The sequence below is a fragment of the Psychrobacter sp. FME5 genome (assembly GCF_014861375.1).
Classification (GTDB): Bacteria; Pseudomonadota; Gammaproteobacteria; order Pseudomonadales; family Moraxellaceae; genus Psychrobacter.
On the sequence record NZ_RRYX01000025.1, the window covers coordinates 23072 to 34295 of the forward strand.

General features: G+C 42.9%; 9 protein-coding genes. 6 read left to right on the top strand and 3 right to left on the bottom strand.

The features are described 5' to 3' along the window. The first annotated feature begins 30 nt into the window (after positions 1-30). Entirely contained in the window at positions 31-711 is a 681-nt protein-coding gene (lolD, locus tag EI161_RS05640; protein ID WP_192523765.1) for a lipoprotein-releasing ABC transporter ATP-binding protein LolD, read from the top strand. A gap of 90 nt (positions 712-801) precedes the next feature. Beyond that, the gene (locus EI161_RS05645; RefSeq protein WP_192523766.1) at positions 802-1110 is read left to right on the top strand and encodes a hypothetical protein; all 309 of its coding nucleotides are present in this window, start codon (positions 802-804) and stop codon (positions 1108-1110) included. Between the two features lie 39 nt (positions 1111-1149). On the opposite strand, the gene EI161_RS05650 is transcribed toward EI161_RS05645, so the two are convergent. After that, on the bottom strand, positions 1150-1728 hold the full coding sequence (locus tag EI161_RS05650) for a DUF2062 domain-containing protein (protein ID WP_318779301.1): 579 nt from the start codon (positions 1726-1728) through the stop codon (positions 1150-1152). A 189-nt stretch (positions 1729-1917) separates the two neighbouring features. On the opposite strand from EI161_RS05650, the gene EI161_RS05655 reads away from it, so the two are divergent. From EI161_RS05655 to EI161_RS05670, 4 genes are all read left to right on the top strand, one after another. Then, the gene (locus EI161_RS05655; RefSeq protein WP_192529173.1) at positions 1918-4965 is read left to right on the top strand and encodes a ComEC/Rec2 family competence protein; all 3048 of its coding nucleotides are present in this window, start codon (positions 1918-1920) and stop codon (positions 4963-4965) included. A gap of 525 nt (positions 4966-5490) precedes the next feature. After that, positions 5491-6546: a signal peptide peptidase SppA gene (gene sppA, locus EI161_RS05660; protein ID WP_192524603.1), complete on the top strand. Its 1056-nt coding sequence runs from the start codon at positions 5491-5493 to the stop codon at positions 6544-6546. A 135-nt stretch (positions 6547-6681) separates the two neighbouring features. Continuing rightward, positions 6682-7572, top strand: a complete 891-nt coding sequence (locus EI161_RS05665; RefSeq protein ID WP_192524604.1) for an alpha/beta fold hydrolase — start codon at positions 6682-6684, stop codon at positions 7570-7572. A 188-nt stretch (positions 7573-7760) separates the two neighbouring features. Beyond that, a complete protein-coding gene (locus tag EI161_RS05670) occupies positions 7761-8573 on the top strand; it encodes a CPBP family intramembrane glutamic endopeptidase (protein ID WP_263973713.1) in 813 nt (270 codons plus the stop codon). A gap of 95 nt (positions 8574-8668) precedes the next feature. On the opposite strand, the gene dusA is transcribed toward EI161_RS05670, so the two are convergent. Together dusA and EI161_RS05680 are read right to left on the bottom strand one after the other, a co-directional pair. Further along, positions 8669-9640: a tRNA dihydrouridine(20/20a) synthase DusA gene (gene dusA, locus EI161_RS05675; RefSeq protein WP_192529174.1), complete on the bottom strand. Its 972-nt coding sequence runs from the start codon at positions 9638-9640 to the stop codon at positions 8669-8671. A 76-nt stretch (positions 9641-9716) separates the two neighbouring features. After that, the gene (locus EI161_RS05680; RefSeq protein WP_318779365.1) at positions 9717-10895 is read right to left on the bottom strand and encodes an MFS transporter; all 1179 of its coding nucleotides are present in this window, start codon (positions 10893-10895) and stop codon (positions 9717-9719) included. Between the last annotated feature and the right edge of the window lie 329 nt (positions 10896-11224).

An 11224-nucleotide genomic window follows, 5' to 3' on the forward strand; every position in this document is an offset into this window, starting at 1 on the left:
TGCCACTATAAATAAAATAAAGGAAGTGCTATGTCTGCGATTTTGAAGGCGACCAATATCAATAAGATATATGATGAAGGGGCGGTCAGTACTCAAGTATTGACCGGCTTAGATTTGAACGTCAATGCTGGGGAGCGCATTGCTATTGTTGGGACTAGTGGTTCAGGGAAAAGCACTTTGTTACACCTACTAGGTGGGCTTGATACGCCAACCAGCGGTGAAGTCTGGTTACATGGCCAGTTATTAAACAATATGAATGAGACTGAACGCGGTGCGATGCGCAATAAATACTTAGGGTTTATTTATCAATTTCACCATTTATTGGCAGAGTTTACCGCCATTGAAAACGTCGCCATGCCATTATTGATGCGCCCAAAAGTATCGACGACTGAAGCGCGTCAACAAGCCATTGATATTTTAACCAGTGTCGGTCTTGAGCATCGTTTGGCACATAGACCGGGTGAGCTATCAGGTGGTGAGCGTCAGCGTGTGGCGATAGCTCGTGCTCTGGTGACTAAGCCATCGCTTATTTTGGCAGATGAGCCAACAGGTAACTTGGATTATGATAACGCCCAAAGTGTTTTTGGGCTGTTAACAGAATTGCAAAACACCATGCAAACCGCTTTACTGATGGTGACTCATGATCGCAATTTAGCCGCACTTGCAGATCGGCAGTTATTATTGCGTAATGGTCATTGGGAACAGTATTAACAACGTTACGCAGCCAAAATAAATACACTGCTGACGGCATAAACAGCAGTGATGATATAGCAGTCTATCCATTGAATAGAGATGAGGATTATGGACAAAAACGAAGACCCGATTGCCGCCTTTGGTAGTGCCGAAGAAGGCAATGAGCCACTCAAGCCCTATATGGATCCGACGTTGTTCGATACGATTGATAAACAAGCACAAATAGATCTGCTTACGCCAGTTTTTGATGCGATCACCTTAGCCGGTGTTGATTACGATTTAAAGGCTCAAGACAGCGCGACGGGTAAGCGCTACACGTTACTCAAAAACGAAGAAGTGATTGGTGTGTTTATAATGGAAGAGAAGCTTACTGAACATATTCTTGAAGCGATGGAAAAAAATAGCGAAGACGATTGAGAGCGCTGTGCTGTGTTACATATTTTTTGGAGGAGTGTCTTAACGTTTAGGCGGTTTATCAGCTGCATTATTGGACTGGCGTTTTTGCCAGCTGGTGATGGTTTTATAGCGCCATATGGCTTTGAACGCTAAGCCGCATATAATGCTACTGATAACTGCCAAGATAGTTAAACCCAAACAAAAAGCAGTAATCGATACTGTGCCTTTATAAGTAATGAATGGATTGGCACCATCGGATACAATCCACAAACTAAAGTCAGAAATCATTCTACCGATAACCCGCAAGCTAATCATCGGCACGTCAAGAATTTTGGCGCCGATATAATACCCTGCATAAAACACAGGCAGTGTGGTTATCGGGTTGGTAATCCAAGTCAAACCAAGTGCCATTGGTACGTTAGCACGGAAAATAAGGGCGCCGATCAATGCCAATAACATCTGTCCAGGTAATGGGAAAAATGCACTAAGCACACCAATATATACCGCTTTATTTAGGCTATGACGATTAAAATGCCATAATCGTGGATCAGCCAAATGCGGTGCAAACAATTTTAAGGTGCGGCTTTCTAAGATTTTCTCTGGGGTAGGAAGCAGGTCTTTGAGACGTTTTTGGGGCACAGGATCGCCTTTAATCGTTAACTACAGTCCGCTCAAGCGCATTGATGGGCTGGTATAAAGTGAGGTTAGTAATAAAAAGCACTAATAAAAATATATGGAATGAGGATATTAGATAATCGTCGTTCAATATCTTTAATCAGTATAGGGTAATAATGATATAAATGCTATTGCACAAGGGGTGAGTTGCTAGTGTACTGGTTAATTGGTAGCTTAATTACTGTCGCTATGATGGGCGTTTTGGCAGTCGCGGATAATACGGCGTTGCCAACTCATTCGTTCCTGTTGGATATTAATAATAGCTTCTCTTTAGCATTAATTATTTTTGCCATTATATTGATCGTGATTGCCCAGTTTAAAATACCATCAGTACATATCAATAATACTGCTCAAAACCCTTCTAGCCATTGCCCTCGTAGCGCTAAACCTTCATTTCGCATTATATATTATTTGTCATTTTCTATATTAGCAATTGGGCTAATTATAGGAAGTGCAGTGCAAGCGTTGGTTAGCCATCAACATGCAGAAGCTGCAGCAATCTCTGAGCCTATGCGGGTACAAGCACTAGTGACTATCGAGGGGGTGAGTGATAGTGTCTATGATGCCAGCACAGAAAGTGGTTATCGACAAGTTGCTACTATTAGCCATATAACGCCCTTAGTGTCTAAGCTTACAGCGCAAGATTTAGATAATAGTAAGGTTAATTATTTAGAAGATGATAAAAATAGCCTAAGCAGTATCGACTTAAATAATCAAAACTCAGATACAAAAAAATTAAATACGGCCACTCTAACTCATAATAACAATCAAAACGTCAAATACCGTATATTGCTCAATGCTTATCCAAAGCATTCATCAAAGTCAGCTTCTCAAACTCCTTCTGGTAATAGCGAATTTACCAATTTAAATTATTTACAGCCTGGTGATCAGCTATTTATGAGTCTGACGCTGGCGCCGCTTGAGAGCTCTGAGCAAGCAATAAATAACCCGTCTGGCTTTGACAGCTATCGTTGGTTGCGAGGTCGTCATATCGATGGGGTCGCAAATATACTGGCTACCAGCGCATCGACTATTCCTAATACCGAGTCATTAGATCTGACCGCTTCTTCTGACTCATATTTTCAGCGTTTTCGTACCTATATTGACCAAGGACGTTGGCAGTTACGGCAGCATTTTCATAAGGGTTGGGAAGAAAAGACCACCGCACAGCAACAAGCTAAGGCAGTGACATTAAGCTTGCTTACAGGTGACCGCAGTTTAATCAACCGTGACACCAAAGATTTATACCAATTGGCGGGTATCTCACATCTACTTGCTATCTCAGGGACGCATGTATTGTTTTTAGCGATTATGCTATCCGGCACAGTCGTCTCGTTTTTTGATCGGCTATGGCCAGTATTTTACCGTCATATTCCGCGCTGGCAAGTACGCTGGTGGGTGATGATTGGTGCTGCTTTTATTTATGCGCTATTTACTGGCTTTGATGTGCCTGCTGCTCGTACCGCATGGATGTTATTAGCGATAGGTTTGGTGCGTTTAACGTTATTGCCTGTCGGTACGATGCGTGTATTGTTTGCGCTGGCTATACTGATGGCATGGCTCGATCCGTATGTATTATGGCAGGCTGGTTATTGGCTATCCTTTATTGCAGTGGCGCTATTACTCAAGTATGACGACAGCTCCTATCGGTATAGGCAATCCTCTTTACCTCATAAAAACAATTCTGATAAAGCGAGTGTGATCAATACTGTGTCACAGCACCTTTGGATAATAAGTAGACGGGTATTTAAACTCCAGTTTTGGCTATTTCTCACTTTATTACCTGTTACTTTATTACTGTTTGGCAAAGCATCATTGTGGGGTCTGGTTATTAACTTATTTGCCATTGGATTGTTTGGTTGGGTCATCGTGCCGCTTAATCTATTGGCAGGACTTTGTTATCTTTTATCACCTACTATCGCTGATAGTATTTGGCAGCTTGTCAGTGCACTCGTCGCCGGCTTGCATAAGCTGATGACGTGGTTGACCTCATTACCCGCATTGTCAGAAGCATGGCTTTATACACCAGTAAACATCGCCATATTGTTCATGGCCTTGCTGAGTATATTGCCGTGGTTATTACCCCGAGGGTTTGTCAACCGTTGGCTGGCACTTCCACCGTTAACCTTATTGATGATGACGGTATATGCCAATCAGCAGTCGCTAGCAGCGACACCGACTTTATATACTTTGCCAACGGGCGATCGATATATAAGTGCCGCTTTGTTGCAATATCCTGTTAATAATAAAGCCACTATTAAAAGTCATGATAATCCGTCGTCAGCGACAAATACAAACAAGGAAAATGTCAGTTGGCTACTGTTAACCGATCACAGAGATAGCTCCACAAGGACCATGCCAAGTCGTCTAACGGCCGCGCAGTTTTCTATAATGTTGGAACAGCAATTAGGCAGCTTATCCGTTGATAGGTTACAAGGCATCATCGTACAGAGCAGTAGTGCTGGTTTGACGGATACGCTCGCTGGTAATGATAACCAGAACCATGACTCTAATTTTAAACTCAAAAATTCTGAATTATTACCCATGACCGTGGCGCAGTTAAATCAGCGTTTACCCATTAGTCAATATTGGCAAGCAGGGCGTTCAGATCGTTGGCCTGCATTGCAGCGAGCGTATAAAGTCGCCAGCTCATCTACCAGTAAGGCAGACATAAGCGTGCAACGTTGTGAGCAAGGCAAACGCTGGCAGTTAACCAATGGTGAGTTGTCCATACAAGCGCTGACGGGTTGGAGTAAAGTGGGCGACGCCAGCGTGTGGGACTGTACGGTGGTGATCGATAGCCGCTTACCCTTACGCGTGCTAACATACAATGCGGCTGATCCGCTCAAATCATTACCGGTATCTGGGCAGACCCTCACGTCGAATAGCCAATTACCCGTTCAACAAACTGACGCTGCAAAATCACGGATTATCTTAAATGCCGATACGCATCAGCGCCTTTGGCAAATGTGGGAATTGCTGTGTTCAGTACAGCCCTATAATACATCTAAGTCTGGTAGTGTCCTTGAGCAAGCGACCACATTTAATAATGTCACATGGCTTGGACATAGCACATCGCATATAACGGCTGATGTGCTCAATCGTCAAAAAGTAAACCAGACCATAACCTACGATGATAAGGGTTTAGAGGCGGCGTGGTCTTTCAATGCTACGGTCGATGCTGTCGATATTGAGCCCTAAAATTTTTGCTTATATTATAAGCGTTACAATATAGTGATATTTCACAGTTATACTAGGGGCTGTATAGAATTCAGCTAAGGAACTGACAGAGACTATTTTTTAGGCAATTCGACGCCAAAAATAGTAAGTTTAGTTATTCTAAGCGCGATAGTTTTGGCTATGAAGTGGCAAAAAATAGTCCTGTTCCTTCGGACTGATGCTAAAATCGCCCCAGACGTTGTTGTAAATCTAGCTAAGGTCTCGACATTACCTTCGATTTACGCCTAGTCTGGAATTATTTTAGCGATCAGCAGTCCTAATAGATGAATTCTATACAGCCCCTATTGAACCATGATTAAAATACCACCATACTTAGCAACCTATTAATATAGATGGCCGTTATGGTGTGAAAGTATTTCAATATATAAGCATTAAATATAAGCACTAAATATATAGATATCTAAAGTGAAAACCAGCGTCTTACGGCGTCTATATTTTATATCGTTTCTTTTATCGTTTTAGATTGTTTCTGACTTAGGAAGTTATATGCCCAACTGGCCACCAGACCCTAACAAACGTCCTGATAATTCGCCAAATCAGCCAGCGCCGATGCAGCCACCAAGCCAGCCAACTGGACAAGAATGGCGACTGCTAGAAAACACCTTATTGGCGAGCGTGGTCGAACAACGCCGCTCGCGTCGTTGGGGTATCTTTTTTAAACTTTTGACCTTTGGTTATATTTTATTGATATTTTTGACCCTTGGTCGTGGGTGCAGTACCAAAGCACCCACGGGTCTAGATGGTGTCGACACCAGTAAGCCTCATTTGGCAGTGGTTGAGCTTCAAGGGACGATTAGTAGCGGTGATGTTGCCAATGCTTATGATGTCAACGAAGCCTTAACGCGTGCTTTTAAAAATAAAAACTCAAAAGCGGTGGCGTTAGATATTAACTCACCTGGCGGCTCGCCCGTACAGTCTGATGAAATTTGGCAGACGATGATAGATTTGCGCCAAGAGTATCCAGACAAAAAGCTTTACGCAGTGATTGGTGATATTGGTGCATCGGGTGCTTATTATATTGCTTCTGCAGCGGATGAGATTTATGTCAATCCATCAAGTTTGGTCGGCTCTATTGGTGTGATTATGCCAAGCTATAATATCAAAGGCTTAATGGACAAGGTTGGTGTCGAAGATCGCACCATTACTGCTGGTGAGTATAAAGACATCTTAAGCTTGTCACGTCCATTGACTGATTATGAAGAAAGTCATGTCGAAAAAGTACTGGCCAATACGCATAAACACTTTATCGATGCAGTCAAAGAAGGTCGCGGTGACCGTTTAAAAAACCCTGAACAAAACAAATTGTTTTCAGGATTGTTCTGGACAGGTGAGCAGTCTATTGAATTAGGGCTGGCAGATAAAAAAGGCAGTATCGCAAGCCTAGAGAAGCAATTAGAGCTTAATAGTGTGGTGAATTATAGCCCAACAGATCCGTTCCAGTTATTTATGGACCGCTTTGCCGTTAAGTTGGGTGCAGGCGTTGGCTCAAGCATCAATCTCGATGTGTTGCCCCAAGAAGAGGGTAACGCGCAGATGCGTTAAGTGTTTTATGTTTTAGATTTACTGTGTATGATTGTTAAGGCTGAGTATATGACTATGCTCAGCCTTAACTATATGTAAGATTCAATGATTATAAAAAACGTCCTAAATAACTATTTAAATCGATGAGAGCCTGTTATGAGTGATGAAATCAATTTGAACACCTTTGCTGCTTTGCCTGTTTCTAAAATAACAAATAAGCCTGTCCTACATTTTGCCCATGCTAATGGTATGCCAAGTGCAGTCTACCAGCCATTTTTTGAGAGGTTAGCAGAATTTTTTACTATTGAATATATTGCAATGTTGGGTGCGACACCTGATTATCCAGTGGATGACCATTGGCGTCGTCTCACACAACAGATTATTGATAGTGTGAGGAATGCCTGCGAAAAGCATGGTGTAAAGCAAGTAGTAGCAGTGGGGCACTCGCTTGGTGCGATGTGTACTTTACAGGCGCTGTATCGCGCACCAGAGTGTTTTTCCCAAGCGGTGCTCATGGATCCACCTTGGATTTATGGCAAGGTCAGCTTATTTTGGCACCTTGCCAAAACGGTAGACAGATTACCTATGATGAATAACCGCTTGATGGACAAACTATCACCAGCTGGTATCTCTAAACATCGCCGTGACGTTTGGGATAGTCGCTCAGATGCGTATGAAAAGATGCGGCATAAAGGATTTTTCAAAAACTTTGATGAGCGCAGTTTTCAAGGCTATATCGAGCACGGGTTACATGAACGTGCGGATGGCAAAGTGACATTGGCCATCCCGAAAGCCAGTGAGGTGGAAGTTTTTCGAACCAATCCCTCTTGGTATTGGCTCGCACCGAACCGTGGCCCTAAGGTTCCTGTGACCTTGATCATAGGTCAAGACAGTGTGTTTTTAAAACGCCAGTTTCCGCAACAAATACAGTCGCGTTTGGGTATTCCTTATAAGACTCATGCAGGTGGCCATATGTTCCCGCTCGAGCATCCAGAATCGGTCGCGTTGCAAGTGTTGACCTTGATTGAGCAGCAATTGCCAAAATAACCACTGATTATTATTTATACCAAACCCAAAAAGTACGATTAGCCGTGTCAAACTTGTTTAGTCTACAGTGCGTAGCACTTGCACTCGTTTTCCTTGCTACTCTAATTTTTGTGAATGGTATTACTTCAGTGTTATCTATATCCACGACAGATGTGAGCTGACAGAATATCCGTTTGAGTAACGACTCTATGCTAAAAAATGCTACTGGTTCGCACCATTTTACTCCGCAGCCTAAGCGCACCCCGCTGTTTTCACGATTGGGTGCGTTTCTACTGATCATCGGAATGCTGATAGCGTTTTTTATCAGCCAGTTGCTCGGCGTTTATGTCGCTGGCAAGCTAGTATTACCCGCTGCTAAAAACGCTACCGTAGGCGATATCTTCTTTTTTGGCAGTAGTGATGGCACGGTTGTAAGCCTGTCTATTATCATAGGCTGCGTGCTATTAGTAGCTATCAGCGTTTTAATTATTGGTTTAAAAGGGGGCAATAGCCGCCGGTATTTAGCGCTAAAGCCGTTCTCATTTACTGTAGGCATGGGGATGCTTGGGCTGCTATTAATATTTATGATTGGCAGTCAGGCGTTGACGTATTTACTGGATGAAGCACCGCTGTTGTTCGTAGATCCATTGTATGAATCTGTCAGCTCAGTATGGCTGCTGGTCTTCGCGATGGTGATTGTTGCGCCTTTATATGAAGAGTTGATATTTCGCGGACTATTGTGGTCAGCGATTGCCGAGCAATTCGCCTCGCCATCTGACTCTTCATCTAAATTGCCACTTAAATCAAAGCATCGAGGCGCAATAGTAGCAAGTGTCGTCACCAGTTTGATATTTGCGGTGATTCATGTGCAGTATGGTATCTATGAGATTAGCACCATTGTGGTATTGGCATTGATATTCTGTTACGCACGTTTCAAATCAGGCTCGTTATTACTGCCGATATTATTACACATCATTAATAATGGCGCGGCGATGGCGCAGTATCTTGCGCAAGTGGCTTAAATAAATAACGACTATTTCTAACTTTCAGCATATTACTATAGCCGTTGTCATGATGAGCAGGGCTGACTATTATTTGGGACGGACTATAGATTCAATTATGCATCAGGATTTAATAGTAGAACTTCATCCGCCGCGCGTTTGATATCGTCAATCGTTAACTGAGGCTTGCCACTCAAAGCCTGTCGCCATTTACGGGCGCCCATCAATCCCTGAAACAATCCTAAATAGTGCCTAGTCATTGTGGGTAGTGCCTCACCTTTAGCCATTTGCTCTTCTAAGTAGGGATAAAGTTGCGTTAGGATTTCTGAGCGCTTAGGAGCGGGTTTACCCCATAAACTATTAGACTCTGCCAATAGGTAAGGGTTGTGATAAAACGCGCGTCCAATCATCACGCCGTCGATATGCTGTAAGTGGGCTTCAATATCAGCAATGGTTTCTATGCCGCCATTAATCTCGATATCAAGCGCGGGAAAATCTTGCTTGAGGCGGTAAACGTCATTATAACGTAACGGTGGTATGTCGCGATTTTGTTTGGGACTCAATCCCTGCAACCATGCCGTACGTGCATGAACAATAAAGCGCGTGCATCCAGCAGCAGCGACTTTCTGTACAAAGTCTACCATAAACTCATAGCTGTCAAAGTCATCGATTCCGATGCGGTGTTTGACTGTGACGGGAATATCGACTGCCGCTTGCATGTGTTTGACCAAGTCAGCGACAGTATTGGGCTCTGCCATTAAGCAAGCGCCTATTTTATTGTGCTGCACGCGATCAGAGGGGCAGCCAACATTGATATTGACTTCGTCATAGCCGTACTGCTGAGCGAATTCAGCGCACTGGGTCATCTCTGTAATATCTGCACCACCGAGTTGCAGCACCAGTGGATGCTCGAGCGTATCAAAACGCAGATGCCGCGCGCGATTGCCATGAATGAGCGCGCCAGTACTAATCATCTCGGTATATAAATAGACATACGGATTAAATAACCGTGCGAAATAACGGTAATCCGTCGTTGTCCAATCGATCATGGGGGCTACAGAGAGTCTTTTGTTGGTCATATCAACCATGGTGGTTAAGCCTTAATCTTTGAGGTTTTTTAGAGAAAGTATTTTAATCTGTCAGGGTGCTAGTTGGTGACACATCCTAAATGACATGATCGATTTTTTTAAATTCGGGTAAGTTGTAAAAATATATCCCCATGATGATACCGATAAAGCCAATGAAAGCGATATACAAAGCGGGTGAGAAACTTACATATAACGTGGCATAACCAAGTCCAAAAGGTACTAACACCCCCACAATACCATAGGCCACATTATAACAAAATGCCATTCCCGTTAATCGTACGTTAGTCGGAAATAACTGCACGATGATGGCAGGTATCATGCCAACGATGCCCGCACAAAAACCTAAAAGCGCGTACATAATGAGGATATAGTCAGCGCCTGACTGTAGATGGTAAAAAAAGGCAAGCATCTGCGCAATCAGTAAGATAGAACCTATTGTTAAAATCTTACCAAAATTTTGATGATTGGATATGATGCCATAAAACACACAGCCAAAAATCATAAATACGACACCCAGACTGTGTGAAAATCCAAATAAATCATTGTTTAAATTAAATTGTAATTCAATCAAATCAGGCAGTAAAAGCACGATCACGGTCGTTATGCTAGAAATAATTAGGGTAAGTAGCATACCGATAAATAGTGAATGCTTACAGTGCTTAAAAAGCAGAGTAAATGGCTTGATAACATACTCACTCGGTTTTACATTTTTCATCTCAATAAAAAATGGCGATTCCTCTATCCATCGCCAGGTCAATAACGGCAAAAGACTCAATATGGCCGCGATGAAAAACGGTATGCGCCAACCATAGTCAGCCAACTGCCCCGTGCTCATAGAGTTGCTTAGCCACAGAAAAAAAGCATTAGAGAATAGGACGCCAACATAGAAACTGGCAGTGACATAGCTACAGCCCACAGATAAGTACAGCCGTGGCACATGCTCTGCCACAAACACCCAAGCGAGTGGTACATAAACTCCAAACGCCATCCCTTGTATCAGCCGTAACACAATAAATAATACTGGCGCCATCAATCCCCATTGTGCGTAAGTCGGCAAGCAAGCCATCGCTAATAAGCTGGCTGCAGTGACCAGTATGCTAAATAATAGCATGGGTTTTCGGCCCTTAATATCTCCATAACGACCAAATATAATGCCACCAACAGGACGTGCCAAATAACCAATCACAAAAAGCCCAAGCCCTTGCATTTTTGTCATAGCAGGGTTGATATTCGCGGGGAAAAAATTTGCAGCCACAATATCCGAAAGATATAGATAGATCAAAAAATCAAAAAATGCGACAGCGCTGCTAAAACAGATAAACAGTACAGTGTTTCTGTCTTTAGAAGACATGAGTGCGTATTGGGAGCGAGAGGGCATAATAGGTTGCACATCCACATATGAAAGTGTTCATTAAAACGGTTGGTATTTCAAGAGCCGTTTATAATAGAAAACGACAAATCAGTATCAACTAATACTGATTTGTCGGAACAGTAAATTTAAGTATTTAGATTCTTAGATTAACACATGAAGTGCAATATCAAATGCGAGGTGAAAAAAAGACCTAGATGCGCTAGCATCAAAGT